Here is a 23,495-nt window from a genome sequence, read left to right as displayed (position 1 = left end):
ATTCAAATCCGAATTTTGAATTATGAATTACTTTTTCGTAAGTTTGTAGCGTACAAACCAATTCGGACATGAGTAAATCAGGAACCATCATCATTGTAGACGATAATAAAGGGGTGCTGACAGCGGTACAAATCCTTTTAAAAAACTACTTTTCGAAAGTCGTCACACTGTCGTCACCGGTCACACTGACCACTGCGATACGAGAGGAAACACCGGAAGTGGTACTATTAGATATGAATTTCACTTCGGGCATCAATACCGGCAATGAAGGATTGTTCTGGCTGCACGAAATAAAGAAAGTACGACGGGAGCTTCCTGTCGTACTTTTTACTGCTTATGCGGATATTGATCTCGCTATCCGGGGAATCAAAGAAGGTGCTTCGGACTTTATCGTCAAGCCCTGGAATAATCAGAAACTGGTAGAAACACTACAGGCTGCCGCCTCATCCGCACAGCAAGGACGTAAGACAGGAAACAAAAAGGAACCGGTCAACACTCCGGCACTCTATTGGGGAGAAAGCAAGTCCATGCAACAACTCCGAACACTGATCGAAAAGGTAGCCTCCACAGACGCCAATATCCTGATTACCGGTGAAAACGGAACAGGAAAAGAAATGCTTGCCCGTGAAATTCACACTCTTTCCAACCGCAGGCAACAGGAAATGATTGCTGTGGACATGGGAGCAATCACCGAATCTTTATTTGAAAGCGAACTCTTCGGGCATGTGAAAGGCTCTTTTACCGATGCGCATACCGACCGGACAGGAAAGTTTGAGGCTGCCGATCACAGCACATTGTTTCTGGATGAAATAGGAAACCTCCCCTATCACCTGCAAGCCAAACTATTGACGGCTATCCAACGAAGAAGTATCGTGCGAGTGGGAAGTAACACTCCGATTCCTATTGACATCCGTCTGATATGCGCCACCAACCGGAATTTGCAGGAAATGGTAGACCGGGAAGAGTTTCGGGAAGACTTACTCTACCGTATCAACACCATTCATATAGAAATCCCTCCTTTGAGGGAACGGAAAGAAGATATTGTCCCTCTTGCCGAAAGATTTATCATCCGCTTCTGCAAGCAATATGATAAGGAACTGATGAAATTCAGTCCGGCAGCGAAGGAAAAGCTTACCGCGCATCCCTGGTACGGCAATATCCGCGAATTGGAGCACGCAATCGAAAAGGTGGTCATCATTAACGACGGGTTGCAAATCCCTGCGGAATTGTTCCAGTTATCCTCCCGAAAGACAGAAACTTCCGAGAAGAATATTTCCACCTTGGAAGAGATGGAAGTACAAATGATACGGAAAGCGCTGGATGCTTGTGCAGGAAATCTTTCGGCAGTAGCTGCGCAACTGGGAATTACCCGACAGACTCTCTATAACAAGATGAAAAAATTCGGATTATGAACCGGATTCTACAACAAGTAGCCAACCAATATTGGTTCAGGGTATCACTGACGGTCATTTGCTGTCTGGCGACTATCTGTTTGGGCGTGCATCAGTCTTATGTCTGGTTCAGCGTCAGTGCCTGTCTGCTGATCTTAAGTATCATCTGGCAAGTCCGGCTTTATCGCCTGCACATCAAGCAGGTGCTCTTCATGATCGATGCGTTGGAGAATAATGACAGTGCCTTCCGTTTCCCCGAAGAGTCCGGTACTCCCGAGAGTAAACAGATCAATCGGGCACTCAATCGGGTGGGCCACATTTTATATAATGTAAAAGCGGAGACTGCCCAACAGGAAAAGTACTACGAACTGATTCTTGACTTTGTCAGCACGGGACTGCTGGTGCTCAATGATAACGGAGCGGTCTATCAAAAAAATAAAGAAGCACTCCGGCTTTTGGGACTGAATGTATTTACCCATGTCCGCCAGTTGAGTAAAGTAGATGCTACACTGATGGAGAAGATAGAAAGTTGTTGTTCCGGAGATAAGCTGCAAGTGGTGTTTCACAATGAACGGGGAACGGTCAATCTGTCTATTCGCGTGTCAGAAATCAATGTACACAAAGAACATCTGCGCATCCTTGCACTGAATGATATTAATATTGAGCTGGACGAAAAGGAGATAGACTCATGGATTCGCCTGACCCGAGTACTGACTCATGAGATCATGAACTCCGTGACTCCCATCACTTCGCTCAGCGATACGCTTCTCTCGATGGTGGAGGACAAAGACGAAGAGATCAGCCACGGACTGCAAACCATCAGTGCCACGGGAAAAGGGCTGCTTGCTTTCGTAGAATCCTACCGCAAATTCACACGGATACCGACTCCGGAACCTTCATTGTTTTACTTGAAAGCATTCATCGAACGAATGGTGGAACTTGCCCGCCATCAGAATCCTTGTGACCACATCACGTTCCATACAAAGATCGATCCTGCCGACCTGATCCTGCATGCAGATGAAAATCTGATTTCGCAAGTAGTCATTAATCTTCTGAAAAATGCGATTCAGGCAATCGGTGATCAGCCGGACGGACAAATCGACATTCAGGTTTATTGCAACGAAACGGAAGAAGTGCTGATTGAGATTAAGAATAACGGTCCCGTCATTCCACCGGAAATAGTGGAGCACATTTTTATCCCTTTCTTCACTACCAAAGAAGGAGGCAGCGGAATCGGACTAAGTATTTCGCGTCAGATCATGCGGCTTTCGGGTGGAAGCCTCACGCTGTTACCGGACAACAAGGAAACGAAATTCATATTAAAATTCAAATAACAGACCAGCCTATGACACCTGCACTCACCAATAACCCATTATTCCAGGGGATTACTCCGGAGAAGTTATCCGCCAATCTGGAAGAGATCAGTTTCCACACCCGTTCTTATAGAAAAGGAGAAATACTGGCACGACAGGGAGATGTGTGCAACCGTCTCGTGATACTGACCAAAGGAAGTGTCCGTGGTGAAATGATTGACTATTCCGGAAGACTCATCAAAGTAGAAGACATTGCCGCACCAAGGGCCCTTGCCCCTCTTTTCCTATTCGGAGAAGAGAATCGCTTTCCGGTAGAAGTGACCGCCAACGAACCGACGGAAGTAATCGAAATCCCCAAAGCCAGCGTACTGGAGCTTTTTCGTAGGAACGAGCAGTTTTTGGAGAATTATATGAATCTATCCGCCAATTATGCCCGTACCCTATCGGATAAGCTTTTCTTTATGTCCTTCAAGACTATCCGGCAAAAGATAGCATCTTATCTGCTACGGTTATACAAACAGCAGCAACAGCTACAGATCACCCTCGACCGCTCGCAACAGGAACTGAGCGATTACTTCGGTGTCTCCCGTCCTTCTCTGGCACGTGAACTGTCGCACATGCAGGAAGACGGTATGATCATAGCCGACCGGAAACAGATTACTATCTTACAGAAAGAATGGCTGATCCGGCTGATTCAATGACCAAGAGTTCACTCCGGTTTCATTATAGCTAATCTTTTTTTCATTATAGCTAATCGGAATATGATTATAGCTAATTTAATTTAGCTCATAGCATCCATTTTTTTTTCGCCCAATGTAACATTGGTTACAAACTTACCTCAAACTTTCCCCCTACTTTTGCGTTCATAATCAATAAGACTAATTAAAACGTAAAAGTTATGAGTATGTTCTGTTATCAATGTCAAGAGACCGCAATGGGTACAGGCTGTACCTTAAAAGGAGTATGCGGAAAAACATCCGAAGTGGCTAACCTGCAAGACCTGCTGCTCTTTGTAGTACGAGGAATCGCCGTGTACAACGAACATCTGCGCCGGGAAGGACATCCTTCTGAAGAAGCAGACAAATTTATCTACGATGCCCTGTTCATCACCATCACTAACGCCAATTTTGACAAAGCGGCCATCATCAGAAAAATAAAAGAAGGACTACAACTGAAAAACGAACTCGCCAGCAAAGTAACCATTGCAAATGCTCCCGACGAATGTCTTTGGGATGGGAATGAAGATGAGTTTGAAGAGAAAGCCAGGACAGTAGGAGTACTTCGCACACCCGACGAAGATATCCGTTCGCTGAAAGAACTGGTACACTACGGACTGAAAGGTATGGCGGCTTACGTTGAGCATGCGCATAACCTTGGATACCAGTCGCCGGAAATCTTCGCCTTTATGCAAAGTGCACTGGCCGAGCTCACCCGCAATGATATTACGATGGAAGAATTGGTTCAGCTTACTTTGGCAACAGGCAAGCACGGAGTTTCCGCCATGGCACAACTGGATGCCGCCAATACAAACAGCTACGGAAATCCGGAAATATCGGAAGTGAATCTAGGTGTCCGCAATAATCCCGGTATCCTTATCAGCGGCCATGATCTGAAAGACCTCGAAGAATTGCTGGAACAGACCGAAGGAACAGGTATAGACATTTACACTCACAGTGAAATGCTCCCCGCACATTATTACCCCCAACTGAAAAAATACAAGCATCTGGCAGGAAACTACGGAAATGCCTGGTGGAAACAGAAAGAAGAGTTTGAAAGTTTCAACGGACCGATCCTGTTTACCAGTAACTGCATCGTTCCTCCGCGTGCCAACGCTTCTTACAAAGACCGTATCTACATCACCGGAGCCTGCGGACTGGAGGGAGCACACTACATCCCCGAACGCAAAGACGGAAAACCGAAAGATTTCTCCGCACTGATTGCACATGCCAAGCAATGTCAACCGCCGACGGCCATCGAAAGCGGAACGTTGATCGGAGGTTTTGCCCATGCACAGGTAGTGGCTTTGGCGGATAAGGTAGTAGAAGCCGTGAAAAGCGGAGCGATCCGTAAGTTCTTCGTTATGGCAGGATGTGACGGACGTATGAAAAGTCGTGAATATTATACCGAATTTGCCGAGAAACTTCCGAAAGATACAGTCATACTGACTGCCGGTTGCGCTAAATACAGATACAACAAACTGGCTTTAGGGGACATTAACGGCATTCCCCGCGTATTGGATGCAGGGCAATGTAACGACAGTTACTCACTGGCTGTCATCGCACTGAAACTGAAAGAAGTATTCGGATTGGACGACGTCAACAAACTTCCTATCGTATATAACATCGCATGGTACGAACAGAAAGCGGTGATCGTATTGCTGGCATTGCTGGCACTGGGAGTGAAGAATATTCATCTGGGACCTACTCTTCCGGCCTTCCTTTCACCAAACGTAAAAAACGTATTGATCGAACAATTCGGAATCGGTGGCATCAGTACCGCAGACGAAGATATTATGAAGTTCTTGTCATAAACACAAGACGTATATACATGCTAAGCCTTAACTATTAAATATAAAAAAGGAGGGGTGTCAATAGTAACTAAACTGGGGCTGATTAAAAGTCGGTCCTAGTTTAGTTACTATTAACCTTGACACAGTCCTGACCATTTCAAGAACAGAGTCAATCGTCCTTCGGTAATATCAAATTAAGAAGTACTCCGACCAAAGCGGCCAGTCCGATGCCGGATAATGAAAAGTCTCCCCACGTGAGAACAGCTCCGCCAATGCCGACAGTCAATGTCAGAGAGACAATGATGATGTTTCTTGTACGGCTCAGATCAATACAGTTATTCACCAGATTACCTATTCCGGCACAAGCGATGGTTCCGAACAGCAAAAGCATAATTCCCCCCAATACCGCACTTGGAATGGATTTCAGCAACGCACTGATTTTACCGACAACGGAGAATAAAATAGCGGATATGGCAGCAATCCGGATGACTTGCGGATTGGTGATTTTCGTTAATGACATCGCACCCGTCACCTCCGAATAAGTCGTCACCGGAGGACCGCCGACCAATCCGGCAAAGCAGCAAGCCAGCCCATCGCCCAACAACGTACGATGCAGACCGGGATCTTTCACGAAATCTTTTCCTGTAACTGTATTGACTACGTATACATCTCCGATATGCTCTATCACCGGAGCAATAGCTACCGGAATCATAAACAGTATCGGCTCCCATGAGAACTTGGGAAACACGAACTGCGGCAGCCCGATCCATGCCGCATCCCTAACACCGGACAAATCCAGATCATAGAAAAGCCATGCCGCCAGATAACCGACAATGATACCGCAAAAGATAGGAATCAACTTCAAAAGTCCTTTCGCTTTCATCGAGACAACGACTGCCGTAACCAGCGACAACAAGGCCAGCACCCAGTTCTCCTTCGCCATATTTACTCCTGTCCCCGCGAGTGACAAACCGATCAGAATAATAACCGGCCCAATAACCACCGGAGGAAACAGACGTTCAATCACCCTCACCCCTTGCCATTTGACCAACGCGCTCATTACAAAATAAACCAATGCGACACCCACCATTCCGGATAAAGTACCCGGCAATCCGTAAAGTTCTGTCGCTTTTATTATCGGGGCAATAAACGCAAAACTACTTCCTAAAAAGATAGGCACTTTCCCTCGGGTAACCGCATGAAAAATGAGTGTACCAATGCCGGCTGTGAACAAGGCGGTGGAAGGGTCAAGCCCCACTAAAAGCGGCACGAGCACCGTAGCTCCGAAAGCTACAAACAAGAATTGTACTCCTACCACTCCTTTCCGTAAAGGAGTAAGATTGTTTGAATCCATAAGTATGATGTAGATTAATTGAGTGCAAAATTAATCTTTTTAGACAATTTAACTACCTTTTTTCACAAAAATACATCCAAAAAGACTCTTTATTTGTTTTAAATAATGTGTAACTTCGCACGGTGAGACCTATTACGACACATTTAATAACTTAATAATATATTGCCTATGATATTTACAGCAGAAAACACCCTACTAATTGGTTCTATCTTACTTTTCGTAAGCATCGTTGTCGGAAAAACAGGATATCGCTTCGGAGTGCCCACCTTATTACTGTTCCTCGTAGTAGGAATGTTGTTCGGAAGTGACGGACTCGGACTCCAGTTTCATGACGCAAAAGATGCGCAATTCATCGGTATGGTTGCTTTAAGCATCATCCTGTTTTCGGGAGGTATGGATACGAAATTCAGAGAAATCAAACCCATTTTAGGTCCAGGTATCGTGCTTTCTACCGTCGGAGTTCTACTAACCGCTCTTTTCACCGGATTATTTATCTGGTGGCTGTCCGGAATGAGCTGGACGAATATCTATCTGCCTATCACCACGTCATTGCTACTGGCATCTACCATGTCCTCTACGGACTCGGCTTCGGTGTTCGCCATCCTGCGTTCGCAGAAGATGAATCTGAAACACAACCTCCGCCCCATGCTGGAGCTGGAAAGTGGAAGTAACGACCCGATGGCATACATGCTCACCATTGTCCTGATACAGTTTATCCAATCGGCAGGTATGGGAGTCGGGGCTATCGCCGCTTCTTTCATTATTCAGTTTATAGTCGGCGCAGCTGCCGGATACGTGCTCGGAAAACTGGCTATCCGTATGCTGAACAAGCTCAACATCGACAATCAGGCGTTGTATCCTATCTTGTTGCTGGCGTTTGTTTTCTTCACCTTCTCTATCACTGATTTACTGAAAGGAAATGGTTACCTTGCCGTATATATCGCAGGTATTATGGTAGGAAACAACAAGATCATGCACCGCAAAGACATTTATACGTTCATGGACGGACTTACCTGGTTGTTCCAGATCATCATGTTCCTCTGCCTCGGACTTCTCGTTAATCCTCATGAAATGCTGGAAGTTGCAGCAGTAGCACTATTGATCGGTGTCTTCATGATTGTGATCGGTCGCCCGTTAAGTGTGTTCCTCTGTTTGCTTCCGTTCCGGAAGATTACAATGAAATCGCGGCTGTTCGTCTCCTGGGTAGGATTGCGTGGAGCAGTTCCCATTATCTTCGCCACTTATCCGGTGGTTGCAGGAGTCGAAGGATCGAATATTATCTTTAATGTCGTATTCTTCATCACAATCGTTTCACTGGTAGTGCAGGGAACAACGGTTTCTTTCGTTGCCCGCCTGTTACATCTGTCCAAACCGCTGGAAAAGACGGGGAATGATTTCGGAGTGGAACTTCCGGAAGAGATTGATACAGACCTCAAAGATATGACTATCACACAGGAAATGCTGGAAGAGGCAGATACGCTGAAAGATATGAATCTCCCCAAAGGCACGCTGGTAATGATTGTGAAACGTGGGGATGAGTTCCTGATACCGAACGGAACGCTGAAACTGCATGTGAACGATAAATTGCTGCTCATCTCCGAAAAGCCCAAAGAGGACGAGGAAGCCAACAGCGAATCCTGATGTTTATAGGGACTGACTAAAAAGTCAATAGTATCTCCAATTCCCCTCCTTTCGGAAAGGAGAGGTGGCTGAAAGCCGGGGTGGTAGGTAAAATAAGGTTTATTCCTATTCTATTGTAAACAACAGAGTTATGTGTTCACCTACCACCTCCCCCTACGGGGACTCCTCCTTCCCGAAGGAGGAGAGTTAAGATACTACCGACTTTTTAGTCAGCTTTTCCTCCCCCGTTAATTAACCGTAAAACTTAATTGTAAACTTCGGTTTCCGTTAATGAAATGTTATTTTTGCGCAATTTTAAATCAAATGTGCAAAAATCGAATGGAACAAGAACATCAGTTCATTGATTATATTGAACAGAGCATCATTAAAAACTGGGATAAAGATGCATTGACAGACTACAAAGGAATCACGCTTCAATATAAGGATGTAGCGCGCAAGATAGCCAAGTTTCACATTGTATTGGAAAGTGCCGGTATCCAGCCAGGAGATAAAATAGCAGTCTGCGGCCGGAACAGTGCCCATTGGGGAGTCACCTTCTTAGCCACTATCACTTACGGAGCCGTCATCGTTCCTATTCTGCATGAGTTCAAAGCGGATAATATTCATAATATCGTCAATCACTCCGAAGCCAAATTACTCTTTGTCGGCGATCAGGCATGGGAAAATCTGAATGAAGACGCAATGCCGCTACTGGAAGGTATCGCTTCACTCACCGATTTCACTGCATTAGTATCGCGCAACGAGAAACTGACTTACGCCTTCGAACACCGGAACGCTATTTACGGTCAGCGTTATCCGAAGAATTTCCGCCCCGAACATATCTGTTACCGGAAGGACCGTCCGGAAGAACTGGCTATCATCAATTATACCTCCGGCACTACCGGATATTCCAAAGGAGTCATGCTCCCCTACCGCAGTATTTGGTCGAACGTGGCATACTGTTTCGAGATGCTTCCCGTGAAAGCGGGCGATCACATCGTTTCCATGCTTCCGATGGGTCATGTATTCGGCATGGTATACGATTTCTTATATGGTTTCTCTGCCGGAGCGCACATTTACTTCCTGACACGTATGCCGTCTCCGAAGATTATTGCGCAGTCTTTTGCAGAAATAAAGCCAAGAGTGATCTCCTGTGTACCTTTGATCGTAGAGAAAATTATCAAAAAAGATATTCTTCCGAGAGTGGACAGCAAAATCGGTAAACTATTGCTTAAAGTGCCCATTGTAAACGATAAAATCAAATCGTTGGCGCGGCAGGCTGCTATGGAAATCTTCGGTGGGAACTTCGATGAAATCATTATCGGTGGTGCTCCTTTCAATGCCGAAGTAGAAGCGTTCCTCAAAAAGATAGGCTTTTCCCTACACCATCGCTTACGGTATGACCGAATGTGGCCCGATTATTTGCTCCAGCCGTTGGGAAACACTGAAACTGGCTTCCTGCGGCAAGGCAACCACCCGAAGTGGAAGTCCGCATCGACTCGCCCGACCCTAAAACACATGCCGGAGAAATCGTATGCAGGGGAATGAATATGATGCTGGGATATTATAAAAAATCCGGAAGCGACGGCACAAATTATTGATGCCAACGGATGGCTTCACACGGGTGATTTAGGAACAATCGACGACGAAGGATATGTGACAGTTCGCGGTCGTAGCAAGAATCTGCTTCTGACTTCCAGCGGACAGAATATCTATCCGGAAGAGATAGAAAGCAAACTGAATAATATGCCTTATGTTGCCGAGTCACTGATCGTTTTGCAGCACGACAAGTTGGTCGCACTGATTTATCCGGACTTTGACGATGCTTTTGCCCATGGCTTGCAACAGGCTGATATCATAAAAGTTATGGAAGCCAATCGTGTTGAACTAAATCAGCAGCTTCCCAATTATTCTCAGATAAGCAAAGTCAAAATCCATTTCGAGGAATTTGAAAAGACTGCGAAGAAATCAATCAAACGCTTTATGTATCAGGAAGCAAAAGGATAACACATCCTTTCAAAACCATACTCAATAAAAACAAAAACGGTGAACAGGTATCAAAACTCTGTCCACCGTTTTTTCAGTCTAACCTAACCAACTTAATTTTATCTTGTTATCCTCCGACAATCTCTCTACTTTAACAACCTCACTTATTACCCTCACCTATTACTTATTACCTATTACCTATTACCTATTACTTACTACCTATTACTTTTTATAAACGAAACAGCCTGCCCGCCTCCGGGAGCCATCCGTATACTTAACGTATTTTCCGATGTTACAATCTGTTCCGTAATCTTATAATCGGTAGGATTCGTTTTCCAGTCCGCCTTTTCGCCATCCGCATAGATGACAGCTTTATACTGCTTGTCCGGTTCCAGGAAGTCCAGTTTTACTTCTAAAGTACGGGGACTTTCATTGGTAGCTGCTCCCAGGAAATAATTGCCTTTTGCTTTACGTACCACTGCAATGAACTCTCCCGGTTCACCTGCCAGTGCTTTCGATTCATCACAATCCGGATCAAAATCACGGAAGAACTGGAATGCCGGATGTCCTTCATAATGCTCGATCATATCCGAAGCCATCTGCAAAGGAGAATACAGGATTACCCAATTAGCCAGTTGTTTAGCCAGCGTCGTATTCACACGGCTATTGCCTTTATCCTGATCGTTCCACTTCTGTCGGCGCGGAGAATCCTTCGTTTTCAAGAACAGAATATCAAAAGTTCCCGGCGTATAATCCATCGGACCGGACAGCAGGCGGGTGAACGGTAACATCACGTGATGAGAAGGAGGATTGCCTTCACTCCACGCATTCCATTCCATGCCTCTTGCCCCCTCGCGTGTCATCATATTCGGCCATGTACGACGGATACCGGTATCTTTGATCGGTTCGTGTGCATCCAGAGTCATTTGATGACGGGCGGCAGTTTCCACTACCCGTTGATAGTGATTGACACCGTATTGGCTATGATGCAGATATCCATCCGGAAATGCGCCTGCATATCCCGTCTTCAGGAGGTGGATACTATGATCGGTATACCATTGCATGGCATGATCCATCTGACGTTCATAGTTAGGAATATTCCCTCCGGTCTCATGATGTCCCATGATTTCAACGCCTTTCTCTTTGGCATAACGTACGATTTCATCAATATCGAAATCCGCGTATGGCTTGGTGAAATCAAAGCTCTGCATACCGCCCCAACTCTCCCAACCTTCGTTCCAACCTTCGAACAGGACAGCTTCGATATGATTGGCCGCGGCAAAATCTATGTATTTCTTTGCATTGGCAGTAGTAGCTCCGTGACGTTCGTCCATCTTCCAGGTCTCTACGCCGAGGTGCATCCCCCACCACACTCCTACATATTTCAGCGGACGAATCCAGTCCGTAGTTTCCAGTACGCAAGGATCATTCAGATTCAGAATGAGTGAAGAGTTGATCAAACCGACAGCTTCCGGTGCGATCTGTATGGTGCGCCATGAGGTCGTGAAGTGATTTCCCTTACGCGCCTTAATGCCGTCAGGCCACGGGGCAAGTTCCGCTTTCAATGTATAATGGCCGATTTGCTTCAGAGTCATTTCCGGAAAATCATACAAAGCGGCTTCGTGGATACTTCCGTAAACTCCATCCGCAGTCTTGAATGTGAAAGGTGTATTAGCCGTTTCCACTTCGGAAATCGGTTGTTGTTGATAGAGTAGTTCATATGTTTCGGCACTGGCGGGAATCGACCACGAAGTTCCGTCACGATGGAAACGGAAAGTAGTCAGTTCGTCGGTAATCAATAAAGAATCTACAGTCGGCACCGTGTATTCATAGCGGAAACCGATTCCATCATCAAATACACGGAAACGGAGTGTCAGTTGTACCTGATCTTCATTTGTCAGGCTGACTGCCATTTCGTTATAATGATTCCGGTTCTTTTTGTTTTCTCCCCACGGCTGTGTCCAAGTTTCGTCTTCACTGCTGAAAGTCGTGTTCTTCACCTGAAAACCTTCTGCCAGAATGATGCCGTTAGCCGCCGTAAAGCCCATGGCTGAATTTTCTATCAAGAGGAAGTCATCCACCGACACATTATAAAACGGTTTGCCGTTTTCGTCTACCGTCAATGTCATCTTGATATGTCCGTCCGGTGACTGGACCTCTGTTTTCGGGCTACTACAGGCATAGCATCCCAGCACACACAGAAAAGCTCCAACTAAATGTTTTACTTTCATAGTATAATCGTCTGTTTATATATAATACAGTTCAGAAAGGAGAAACACTTAAATGTATGCCGTTTTTCTTTCTTCAGATGCAAAGAAAAAGTATCTTTGCATCTAAACAATGTAGATTTATGGCAAAAATACTATTAGCAGAAGATGAAGTCAATATCGCCTCCTTTATCGAACGGGGACTGAAAGAGTTCGGACATTCGGTAACAGTCTGTCATGACGGAAATACGGGTTGGAGAATTCTTCAGGAAGAACCTTTCGACCTTGTAATCCTGGATATTATCATGCCGAAAATAAACGGGCTCGAACTTTGCCATCTCTATCGGCAGATGTTCGGTTACCAGGCACCGGTCATTATGCTGACGGCTTTAGGCACTACGGAAGACATTGTAAAAGGACTGGATGCAGGAGCAGACGATTATCTTGTCAAGCCTTTCAGTTTTCAGGAACTGGAAGCACGTATCAAGGCGCTGCTGCGACGAAACAAGGAGACTGTAACCAATCAACTGACTTGCGACAATCTGGTATTGGACTGTAACACCAGACGGGCGAAAAGAGGTGATGCGGATATCGATCTCACCGTAAAAGAATACCGTCTGCTCGAATATTTCATGACTCACCAAGGGGTAGCCTTATCGCGCATTACGCTGCTCAAAGACGTATGGGACAAGAACTTTGATACGAATACCAACATCGTAGACGTATACGTCAATTATCTGCGGGTAAAGATAGACCGTGACTTCGACAAGAAACTGATTCATACAGTAGTAGGATTAGGATATATCATGAATGCCTGAACATCCATCAAATAAATCCGTGTATGAAAATAGGTTCTAAAATAGCTCTCTTCTATACGTTGCTCAGTGTACTGACAACTATCATCATTATTGCCGTATTCTATCTTTTCAGCACACAGTTTATCAATAAACTCTATGCCTCCTACCTTCGTGAAAAAGCATATCTGACCGCACAAAAGCACTGGGAGAAAGACGAAATAGACGAACAGAGTTACCAGATTATCCAGCGCAAATATGACGAACTCCTGCCCGAAGCTCATGAGATTCTTTTAAATATGGACAGTCTCTCCGAAGTCCGTGACACACTGAACAAATATCTGACCCAGCATCAGCAGGCACTTCTGATAGCCGGTGAAGACAGCATCCCTTTTTCTTTTAAATACAAAGACCAGTTGGGAGCCGCCCTTTATTATCCCGATAATGAAGGAAATTTCATCGTCCTCGTCATGTCCCGGAATGTGTACGGTGCAGAAATCAAAGAACACCTCTTGCTTCTCTCCATCTTTCTGGTTTTATTCAGTTCCATCCTGATTTATTTAGTCGGGAAAATCTATTCCGGCCGTATTCTTATCCCCCTGCAGCATATACTGAAGGAGCTGAAGAGGATACGAGCCAACAGTCTGAACCGCCGGTTAAAGACGACCGGAAACAACGATGAACTGGAAGACATGATCAAAACACTGAATAGCATGCTCGACCGTCTGGACAGTGCTTTCAAAGCTGAAAAGTCCTTTGTCAGCCATGCTTCGCATGAACTGAACAACCCCATAACCGCCATACAGGGAGAATGCGAAATCAGTCTGCTGAAAGAAAGAAGTACCGGAGAATATATCGAAGCCCTGCAACGAATCTCATCCGAAAGCAAGCGAATCTCCAATCTGATCCGCCATCTTCTCTTCCTTTCACGTCAGGATGAAGAGCTCTTAAAAAGCAATATGGAAGCAGTGTCTCTGCCGAATATGCTGAATGACTTAATAAAAACGAACGAACGAATCCGGTTCCATCATGAAGAAACAGGTAAGTCTGCCACTGTAAAGGCCAATCCTTATCTGCTCAAAATAGCTTTAAAGAATATCATCGATAATGCCTGCAAATATTCTGAAAAGGAAGTAGACATTACGCTCAGCCAAAAAGATCAACACCTCGTTCTTGAAATAAAAGATCAGGGCATCGGCATTCCTCCGGAAGAAATAGAACATATATTCCAGTCTTTCTATCGGGGCAGCAACACACATGACTATGCAGGTCAGGGCATCGGCCTCAGCCTGACGCTGAAAATAGTATCTGCCTACAACGCCAGACTGGAAATATCTTCGGAAATAGAAAAAGGAACAAAAGTACGGGTGATCTTCTGATTCAACCGACTTTTGTCCCTTCCTCACTTCTACCTACTGAAAACGAAATTAAAATTTAATCTATGCCGTTTCTTTCATAGAAAGAATAGAAAATGAATTAGATACGTCTTTGCAATAATTTTCCGTTTTTATCATATAGCATTCGTTCATACACTACTTCCACAATCAGCGGGAAGATGAACAGGGCGAAGAAAGTCGCTCCTATCAATCCGCCGATAATGACAATCGCCAACGGACGCTGTGATTCCGAACCGATACCATGACTCATAGCCGCAGGCAACAGACCGATAGCTGCCATAGCCGCTGTCATTATCACAGGGCGGATACGTGAACGGACTCCTTCTTTAGTGGCCTCCTGTAAGGGCGAACCCAGTTTTAGATTTGCCTTGATATCGGAAATCATAATAACGCCATTCTGTATGCAGATACCGAACAAAGCGATAAAACCGATACCCGCCGATATAGAGAAATTGAAGCCCGTTATCAGAAGGGCTGCGATACCTCCCACGGCAGCAAACGGTACATTCAGCAATACCAGTCCTGCATCTCTTGCATTGGAGAAGAGAATAAACAGAATAATGAAAATAATGGCAATGCTGATAGGTACTACCTGTGCCAGACGTTTCGAAGCACGCTGCTGATTCTCAAAATCACCCGTCCATTTCAAAAAATATCCTGCCGGTAAATGGACGGAAGCATTTACCTTTTTCTGCGCTTCGGCAACTGCCGTACCCATATCCCGTCCTCTCACCGAGAACTTGACAGCACAGAAACGGGCATGGTTGTCACGGAAGATCAATAATGGTCCTGTGATTGTGGTGATATCTGCCAGTTCCTTAATAGGTACCATCGTTCCGTCCATCGCCGGAACCAGTATCTTACCTATCTCCTCTTCATTCTGACGGAACTCTTCACTATACCTCACCATGATATTAAATTTCCGTTCGTCCTCATACAACAGCGAAGCTGACTTCCCGCCAATAGCCATTTCAATGATAGACTGAACATCCTCCTTAGCCACTCCATAACGTGCCAACTGACGCTCATTCAGTTCGATACGAAGTTCCGGCTGGCCGATATTGCGAATCACTCCCAAGTCCTCAATTCCCTGCACGGTATTTAATATCTTATCAATCTGAACGGCCAGTTTTTCCGATTCGTACAAGTCTTTACCGAACACTTTCACCGCAATAGAGCCTTTTACACCGGAGGCCGCTTCTTCCACATTATCCGTAATCGGCTGCGAAAAGTTAAAGTCAATGCCGGGATAAACGGATAAATCTTCCTGCATCTTGTCGATAAGCTGCAGTTTGGTCAGCTTGCTTTCCCAGTCTTTCTCCGGATAAATATCTACATGAAACTCAATATTATAAAATCCGGTTGCATCCGTTCCGTCGTTGGGACGTCCGGTTTGAGACAATACCTGCCTCACTTCGGGGAAGGTCAATAGTTTCTTTCTCATCTTATTTGCCAGCGTTACGGATTCATCCAGCGATATACTTTGCGGCAGCGTAGCACGGATGTAGATCGAACCTTCGTTGAGTTGAGGAAGAAACTCCGTCCCAAGGAAGGAGAAAAGCCATAAACCGACTCCTGCAACCACAGTTGCCAATCCGATAGTCAGTTTACGATGGGCATAGAAAGTATCAAAAAGAGCCGTACACTTTTGATTGATGAAATGGACAAAGCGATTGTTCTTTTCGCGTACATTCTTTTTCAGCAACATGGACGACATGACGGGAACCAGCGTTAATGTGAAAATAAGCGCACCCAGCAAAGCAAAACCCAATGTATATGCCAAAGGTGAGAACATTTTTCCTTCCACTTTCTGAAAAGAGAAAATAGGAATTAAGGCAGTAATGATGATCAGTTTGGAGAAAAATACCGCTTTTGCCTTATCCTTGGCGGTATGACGGATCAGTCCCATCTTGGACATCACATTGAATGCGGGCATTCCCACCTCTTTCGCCTTCTTGTCCAAAGCGACAAACACACCTTCCACCATCACCACTGCCCCATCGATAATAATACCAAAGTCAATGGCCCCCATAGAAAGCAGATTGGCAGACATCCCCATCACGCGTAAACAAATAAATGCGAATAACAAAGCTAATGGAATAATCACCGCAACAATCACGGTTGTCCGCCAATCTGCCATGAAGATTAACACAATAAACGTAACCAACAATATTCCTTCAATCAGATTATGGGTCACCGTTTTTACCGCCAGGTTCACCAAGTCCTCACGGTCGTAGAACGGTATTATCCGTACATCTTCAGGAAGTACATTCTGATTCAATTCTTCTATCTTATCTTTCAGATTTGCAATGACTTCACCGGGATTCTCCCCTTTACGCATCACTACAATTCCCTGAACGACATCGTTCTCATCCATCCGTCCCACTTGTCCGAGGCGGGGCAGGCAGGATTCGTGAACATCTGCCAGGTTCTTTACGAGAATCGGCGTCCCGTTGATGTTCTTCACTACGATGTTTCGCAATTCATCCAGGTCGTTTATCAAACCGATTCCCCGGACTACGTATGCCTGAGAACTTTTCGTGATGACATCTCCTCCTACATTGATATTACTCTTGGCTATCGCGTCATAAAGTTCGAGAGAGGTAATTCCGTAATTAATCAACTGATGAGGATTCACGCTCACTTCGAATGTCTTCACCTCGCCACCGAAACTGACGATATCAGCTACACCTGATACCGAACGGAGATTTCGTTCGATCACCCAGTCCTGAATCGTTTTCAAATCGCGTACACTACGTCTGTCACTGCGCAGGGTGTAGCGATAGATTTCTCCGGTAGGTCCGTACAAAGGCTGTACTTCGGGAGTCACGCCTTCGGGCAGATCGGCATCATTCAGCAAATTGTAGACTTGCTGACGGGCTGTAAAGTCATCAACACGATCTTCAAACATTACATTGATCACAGAAAGTCCGAAAAGAGTGGTCGAACGAATATCCGTTTTTTCTGTACGGGATTCATGGCTATCTCAATGGGAATCGTGATAAATTTCTCCACCTCTTCCGCACTACGGCCCGCCCATTGCGTGATGATCGTCACTTTTGTATTCGTTACATCCGGAAAGGCATCTATCGGCGTATGTTTGAATGAGACGGCTCCGGCTATAACGGCAATCACCGTACAGAAGAATATAAAGAACTTATTCTTCAGCGAGAAGGCTACTATATTATCTATGAATTTATGCATACTATTCTCTGATTTTTAATCCGCATTCAAAGCATTATACACTAACAATACATTATTATTCAGTACCCTGTCTCCTTCGGAAAGACCGGAACGGACATAACATTCCTTGCTCAACTGTTTGTAAACGTCTACTTCCTTTATCTTCAGACGCTGGTCAGGCTCTACTGTGACCACATAATTCTTTCCTCCCTCGAACACCAGCGCATGGGAGTCGATACGAGGCATGGAAGTATCTTCCGCTTTACACTTCACGCTCACGTTTGTAAACATACCCGGCTTCAGCAAGTAATCCTCGTTTTTCAGTTTGATGCGTACGTTCATTGTCTTACTTTCACTGTCCAACAGGTGATAGACCTTGTCGATCGTACCTGTAAATGTCCTTTCCGGATATGCCAAAGTCGAGATACGGACATCAGCTCCCTCGGAAACCTTACTAATATCACTTTCATACACATCCGCCATCACCCATACATCGGACAGACCGGAAATCGTAAACAGCGCATCTCCCTGATCGGGGCGCAGCTGCATATCCCTGCTGATCTGCTTTTCCACAATAAAGCCTGATACGGGAGATTTGAGCTGATAAAAAGCATTTCCGGAGAAGTGATAAATGGAGAATATTTCTTTGATTCGTCTTTCTTCCGCTTCCGCAGTTGCCAGTTCCTGCTTGGCCTGAAGTACATCTTTATCCGATGCCATGCCGGAAGTGTACATATCCTGTGTGGCATCCATGTTCCGCCGGGCCAGCAAGAGTTGTTGTTCAGCTTCTTTCAATTGTTTCTCATAATCTGCCACTTCCCCGCTACGGATCACTGCCAGCACTTCTCCTTTGCGAACAAGGTCTCCTATTTCGGCACGCAGTTCCGTCACGGTTCCTCCGAACATCGGATACACATTTGCCACCTGATCCTGATTGAAAGTGACCCGTCCATTCAATGTCAGTTCATCTACCACTTCACAGACGTGCACGGTATCGACGGATACAATTCTCAGCAGGCTGTCCGTCAGGCATAGTGTAGTCGGTTCTACTTTGGGTTGTTCTCCTTTTCCGGAGCATGCTCCCAAAAGGCTGCCAAACAATATACAAGGAAGAAATTTATTCCAGTTCATAGTCTTTGATAATTTATGGATTGTGATCTTTAATCGTTTCATATTGGTCGGTTTATTAGTAGTTCAATACATTTTGTCCGACAACTGTATTCAGGTTTTCCATAGCGAGAAATACGTTTTTCTTTATCTCGTATAGTTGGATACAGGTTTCTTTATAGCTGTCATAATAGTCGATAAATTCCAGCAGGCTGATATTCTTTCTGGTGAAATTCTCATTGACTCCTGTGATCAATTTCTCGAAGTTACGTTCCAGGTCCATATTAGTGGATTGATAGAGTTGAGTTGCTTTCTCCAGAGACGTATAAGCGGTGAAAAGTTCCATATCGGCACGATTAGCGGCATATTCCTGCTGCACTCCCGCTTGTTGGATACTGAAGCGGGCTGCTTTGATATTTCCCTGATTACGGTTGAAGATAGGTACGGACAGGCTTACTCCTATCGCGAAATAGTCATTGATAAAGTTTCCTACACGGTCATAATTCCCTTTCACAGAGAACTCGGGAAAGGCCATTGACTTCTGTAGTTTCAGATTTGCACGGGAGGCATTCACTGTGCTTCGGGCAGTCTTTTGGTCGGGCCGTTCATTGATGATTGCTTTCAGGTCTGCAAATGATAATTGCGACAGGTCCAGTTGTTGCAGTACTTCTTCGTCTAATGAGAGTTGAACTTGTGTATCTTCCGGAAGGTTCAGTAATAAATTCAGTTCTCCCCTGGTAGTCAGTAAATCACTCTCCCGTTCGTTCTTCTCTTTCTTCAAGGAGAAGAGCATGGATTCCAAACGGGAAATTTCCATTAAAGAGATGTTTCCCTTTTCCTGCTGAATTTTCATTCCGCCCAAAAGTACTTGCAGGGAATTTACTTCCTTTTCATAGATGGCAATGGACTTAGAAAGAAAGTAGACTTCTACAAACTTTTCATTCAATTCCTGACGGAGCGTCCGCATTACTTCTTCAAACTGGTATTCAGCTATTTCCTTATTGATTTTTTCCAGCCGGACTTGCTTATTCCGCTGACCAGCAAGATGGATCACCTGTTCTATTTCAACAACAGCTTCCCCTTCTTTTCCAAAATCAAAATACTTCCCGTTCAATCGGTTGTAGACATTCTGTTCCAGCGAAATGACCGGATTTTCAAACAATTTGGCTTGTAATACCTGCGCCTGTGCCATGTCGATATTGTACCGCTCGGCTATCAACGATAAATTGCGCTCTAAAAAACGCTGCTCTGCTTCTTTCAGTGTCAATGTGCCTGCAACCTGTTGCGCACACATCTTTCCTGCCAATAGAAGAAATAGTAAAAATAAAAATGCTCTGTTCATCGCAATCTTTTTGTTACCTTAATTTGTTTTCCGACAAAAGTACAACTCTGCAACGGTAGAGGCTGGATAAAAGCGATTATAAGGCTCTCATTTCAGATTAGAATTTGATTAGAAAATATCTAAGGAAAGGAAAAATTGTAAACACAACAGGAAGAATGGCCATCCCTCTTTCTCTACCATACCCCTATCTTTGCAAAGTAGAAATAAATAATGAATCATTAAAAACAGGAAATATGAAAATTATAGATTTAACCAAAGAAAGTTTTGTTGAGAAAGTTGCTGATTATCAATCTTATCCGGATAATTGGGAATATAAAGGGGATAAACCTTGTTTAGTCGATTTTCATGCTCCATGGTGTGGTTATTGCAAGGCATTATCACCCATATTGGACCAATTAGCAGAAGAATATAAAGGGAGACTGGACATTTATAAAGTAGACGTCGATCAGGAAGAGGAACTGGAAAGTGCATTCAAGATTCGGACAATTCCCAACCTTTTGCTTTGTCCAGTGAATGGCAAACCGATAATGAAACTCGGTACAATGAACAAAGTTCAATTGAAAGAACTTATAGAAACGACTCTATTTTCATGATAAAATAGAATATAGAGCACTCACATAACTACTTTTCTTACTGAAAAAGTCCGAATCCCAATTGCTTTTTGCCATTTAAAGGTTCGGACTTTCTATTTTAAAATAGGACATCAGGTACAATTAATACAAAATCGAGCCATGGAACAGCTAGAGGGTATGATATTTCAATTCCATGCGATGTCCTATAATTAAAATGTCATTAAACAGATAGCACTTATCATTTATGCAGCAACCTATCCGTCCCCGGAACAACTTTTCCCATCGACCAGACACACCGTACATTTAATCCCTTATCAAGTATCACAATATCAGCATCTTTACCTTTAGACAATGCCCCTTTCCGATCGCTCACACCAATCAGACGGGCAGGAGTTTCGGAAGCCATACGCACGGCATCTTCCAAAGGAATACTTGCTTTCTTCACCATCGTACGAACCAACACATCCATAGTCGCCAAACTACCGGCTAATGCAGAATGATCCGCCATCTTACATACTCCGTCCTCAATAATATAACGCGGATCAATCGGCTCGTTCCCTTCATTGGCAGCATAAGCCAACGCATCAGTCACCAGACAGGTATTCTCTACTCCTTTCAGTTTATAAACCAGTTTCAGAATAGTAGCAGGTAAGTGGATACCATCTGCAATAACTTCTACCGTCATTCCATCTGTCAGATATACACTCTCTACCGTACCTTCATATTTATATTCGCGACGTTTGTGAAAACCGGGCATCGCATTATAGAAATGAGCAGCATGTGAGAATCCTACCGCATACGCCTCCTTAATCTCATCATATTCAGCTTCCGTATGAGTAACGGCAGTCATGATCCCCTTGGAACGAGTGTATTTTGCAAAATCATGCGCTCCATGCAATTCGGGACTGATATCCCAGCGCTTGATGCAAGAAGTATGCTCCAACAGCGGCATATATTCATTAGCATCGGGAGTTTTCAGAAAACCGTCATACTGGCTTCCTGCCATCTTCGGATTCAGATAAGGCCCTTCGATATGCAGACCGAGAATCGGAGACTCCGGTTCCTTCATCAGCTTCTCACAAACATCGACCGCCTGATATATCCTCTCAAACGAAGTAGATGACAAAGTAGGAAATATACCGGTAGCTCCATGCTTCAAATGAGCAGTTGCTGCGATACGGAAAGCCTCCTCCGTTGCTTCGGTAAAATCATGGCCGCCGCCACCATGCGCATGCATACTGACAAATCCCGGTACGATTGTCATTCCTCTCGCATCAATCACTGTTGCACCGATAACTGCCAGATCACTGTTGGTTACCTCTAATATTTTTCCATCACAAATCAATACAGAGCCGTCTTTCAGCCAGCCTTGCGGAGTAAGTATTCTACCGTTGATTATTTGAGTTAACATCGTTTTCTTTTTTAGTCGTTAAAACAGCTTGTTTGTACCTTCTACCAATTGTCCCATCGCCCAGACCGCTCTTACATTCAGATCTCTATCCAAAGCAATAATATCCGCATCCTTGCCACGTTCCAACGTACCTTTGCGGTCGAGCACTCCCATGATACGGGCCGGAGTCTCGGAAGCCATCCTCACAGCATCCGCCAAAGGAATTTCAGCATTCTGCACCATCGTACGGATCAGACGGTCCATCGTCGCCACACTTCCTGCCAATGCAGAGCGGTCTGCCAGTTTGCACACACCGTCTTCGATAATGACACGCGGATCAAAAGCAGTCTTACTGTCACTTGCCGCACAAGCCAGCGCATCAGTGATCAGGCACGTACGCTCCACTCCTTTTATCTTATAGACCAGACGAAGAATGGTAGGAGGCACATGAATGCCATCGGCCACGACTTCCACTGTCATATCATCAATCAAATAAATACTTTCTACCGTACCTTCATACTTATATTCCTTCCGTTTGTGAAATCCGGGCATAGCATTGTAGAAATGGGTAGCATGCGTATATCCTACCTCATACGCAGTCTGGATATCTTCAAATTCAGCCTGTGTATGTCCTACAGATGCCAATACGCCTTTTGCGGTGATATACTTTCCGAACTGCATAGCCCCCGGAAGTTCCGGTGCCGCATCCCAACGTTTGATGCAATGGGTTTCTTCCAGCAAAGGGATATACTCTTCCGGATCAGGATTTTTGATATTCTCCGGAATCTGTCCGCCTGCCATCTCCATATTGAAGTAATGTCCTTCCAGATGCAGGCCGAGTACGGGACTGTCCGGCTCTGCCATCATCTTTTCAGTTGTTTCTGCGGCTGCACGGATCATAGGAATAGTAGAAGAAGAAAGTGTGGGGAAAATACTGGTAGTTCCGTGTTGCATGTGAGCTTTAATCGCTGTCCGGAAGGCGTCTTCCGTCCCCTCCATAAAGTCTCTTCCACCACCGCCATGAACATGAATTTCTACTCCTCCCGGAACGATATACATGCCCTTGGCATCAATCAGTTTTGCTCCGATAACCGCCAGGTCGCAGTTAGTCACTTCCAGAATTTTATGATCACGAATAAGTACGGACCCATCCTTCAACCAGCCCTGAGGGGTGAGGATGCGCGCATTAATGATTTGTGTTAACATATCACAAGTTCTTAAATTAATTATAGGTCTGTGTGAGTCGATGACACTCTTTTTGGGGAATCATCGACTTTCGTAATTACAAAAAGAGGTCGCCAATCTTATCGACTGACAACCTCACTACTTT

At 44.8% G+C, this 23,495-nt stretch carries 14 protein-coding genes and 2 pseudogenes; 9 read left to right on the top strand and 7 right to left on the bottom strand.

Features of this window, described 5'->3' with window-relative positions; all coding sequences use genetic code 11:
* The first annotated feature begins 68 nt into the window (after positions 1 to 68).
* From HMPREF9007_RS14190 to hcp, 4 genes are all read left to right on the top strand, one after another.
* A complete protein-coding gene (locus HMPREF9007_RS14190; RefSeq protein ID WP_008761366.1) occupies positions 69 to 1,412 on the top strand; it encodes a sigma-54 dependent transcriptional regulator in 1,344 nt (447 codons plus the stop codon).
* Complete coding sequence (locus HMPREF9007_RS14195) at positions 1,409 to 2,725, top strand: ATP-binding protein (protein WP_008761365.1); 1,317 nt, start codon at positions 1,409 to 1,411, stop codon at positions 2,723 to 2,725. Before HMPREF9007_RS14190 ends, HMPREF9007_RS14195 begins: the two co-directional genes overlap by 4 nt.
* An 11-nt stretch (positions 2,726 to 2,736) precedes the next feature.
* Complete coding sequence (locus tag HMPREF9007_RS14200) at positions 2,737 to 3,405, top strand: Crp/Fnr family transcriptional regulator (RefSeq protein WP_008761364.1); 669 nt, start codon at positions 2,737 to 2,739, stop codon at positions 3,403 to 3,405.
* A 197-nt stretch (positions 3,406 to 3,602) separates the two neighbouring features.
* Entirely contained in the window at positions 3,603 to 5,234 is a 1,632-nt protein-coding gene (hcp, locus tag HMPREF9007_RS14205) for a hydroxylamine reductase (RefSeq protein ID WP_008761363.1), read from the top strand.
* Between the two features lie 148 nt (positions 5,235 to 5,382).
* Here the strand turns inward: hcp and HMPREF9007_RS14210 are convergent, their stop codons facing one another.
* Positions 5,383 to 6,567, bottom strand: a complete 1,185-nt coding sequence (locus HMPREF9007_RS14210; RefSeq protein WP_008761362.1) for a uracil-xanthine permease family protein — start codon at positions 6,565 to 6,567, stop codon at positions 5,383 to 5,385.
* Between the two features lie 168 nt (positions 6,568 to 6,735).
* On the opposite strand from HMPREF9007_RS14210, the gene HMPREF9007_RS14215 reads away from it, so the two are divergent.
* Both HMPREF9007_RS14215 and HMPREF9007_RS14220 read left to right on the top strand, forming a co-directional pair.
* Entirely contained in the window at positions 6,736 to 8,208 is a 1,473-nt protein-coding gene (locus HMPREF9007_RS14215; RefSeq protein WP_008761361.1) for a potassium/proton antiporter, read from the top strand.
* A 318-nt stretch (positions 8,209 to 8,526) separates the two neighbouring features.
* Positions 8,527 to 10,194 (top strand): annotated as a pseudogene (locus tag HMPREF9007_RS14220) (long-chain fatty acid--CoA ligase).
* A 194-nt stretch (positions 10,195 to 10,388) separates the two neighbouring features.
* Here HMPREF9007_RS14220 and HMPREF9007_RS14225 read toward each other — a convergent pair.
* The gene (locus tag HMPREF9007_RS14225; RefSeq protein WP_008761360.1) at positions 10,389 to 12,404 is read right to left on the bottom strand and encodes a glycoside hydrolase family 97 protein; all 2,016 of its coding nucleotides are present in this window, start codon (positions 12,402 to 12,404) and stop codon (positions 10,389 to 10,391) included.
* A 119-nt stretch (positions 12,405 to 12,523) separates the two neighbouring features.
* Between HMPREF9007_RS14225 and HMPREF9007_RS14230 the strand changes: the two genes are divergently transcribed.
* On the top strand, positions 12,524 to 13,198 hold the full coding sequence (locus HMPREF9007_RS14230) for a response regulator transcription factor (protein WP_008761359.1): 675 nt from the start codon (positions 12,524 to 12,526) through the stop codon (positions 13,196 to 13,198).
* A 23-nt stretch (positions 13,199 to 13,221) separates the two neighbouring features.
* Entirely contained in the window at positions 13,222 to 14,553 is a 1,332-nt protein-coding gene (locus tag HMPREF9007_RS14235; protein ID WP_008761358.1) for a HAMP domain-containing sensor histidine kinase, read from the top strand.
* Positions 14,554 to 14,650: 97 nt separating this feature from the next.
* On the opposite strand, the pseudogene HMPREF9007_RS14240 reads toward HMPREF9007_RS14235, so the two are convergent.
* The 3 genes and pseudogenes from HMPREF9007_RS14240 to HMPREF9007_RS14250 all read right to left on the bottom strand — a co-directional run bounded on the left by HMPREF9007_RS14240 (position 14,651) and on the right by HMPREF9007_RS14250 (position 20,203).
* Positions 14,651 to 17,775: pseudogene (locus HMPREF9007_RS14240) on the bottom strand (CusA/CzcA family heavy metal efflux RND transporter).
* Between the two features lie 15 nt (positions 17,776 to 17,790).
* Positions 17,791 to 18,885, bottom strand: a complete 1,095-nt coding sequence (locus HMPREF9007_RS14245; protein ID WP_032850354.1) for an efflux RND transporter periplasmic adaptor subunit — start codon at positions 18,883 to 18,885, stop codon at positions 17,791 to 17,793.
* Positions 18,886 to 18,940: 55 nt separating this feature from the next.
* On the bottom strand, positions 18,941 to 20,203 hold the full coding sequence (locus HMPREF9007_RS14250; RefSeq protein ID WP_008761356.1) for a TolC family protein: 1,263 nt from the start codon (positions 20,201 to 20,203) through the stop codon (positions 18,941 to 18,943).
* 233 nt (positions 20,204 to 20,436) lie between these two features.
* Here HMPREF9007_RS14250 and HMPREF9007_RS14255 point away from each other — a divergent pair, with 233 nt between their 5' ends.
* Positions 20,437 to 20,796, top strand: a complete 360-nt coding sequence (locus HMPREF9007_RS14255; protein WP_008761355.1) for a thioredoxin domain-containing protein — start codon at positions 20,437 to 20,439, stop codon at positions 20,794 to 20,796.
* A gap of 217 nt (positions 20,797 to 21,013) precedes the next feature.
* On the opposite strand, the gene nagA (HMPREF9007_RS14260) is transcribed toward HMPREF9007_RS14255, so the two are convergent.
* Complete coding sequence (nagA, locus tag HMPREF9007_RS14260) at positions 21,014 to 22,186, bottom strand: N-acetylglucosamine-6-phosphate deacetylase (RefSeq protein ID WP_008761354.1); 1,173 nt, start codon at positions 22,184 to 22,186, stop codon at positions 21,014 to 21,016.
* 18 nt (positions 22,187 to 22,204) lie between these two features.
* A complete protein-coding gene (nagA, locus tag HMPREF9007_RS14265; protein ID WP_008761353.1) occupies positions 22,205 to 23,371 on the bottom strand; it encodes an N-acetylglucosamine-6-phosphate deacetylase in 1,167 nt (388 codons plus the stop codon).
* Between the last annotated feature and the right edge of the window lie 124 nt (positions 23,372 to 23,495).

The organism is Bacteroides sp. 1_1_14 (assembly GCF_000162515.1).
In the GTDB taxonomy this organism is placed as follows: domain Bacteria; phylum Bacteroidota; class Bacteroidia; order Bacteroidales; family Bacteroidaceae; genus Bacteroides; species Bacteroides thetaiotaomicron.
This window is presented reverse-complemented; position numbering and strand designations above follow the sequence as displayed.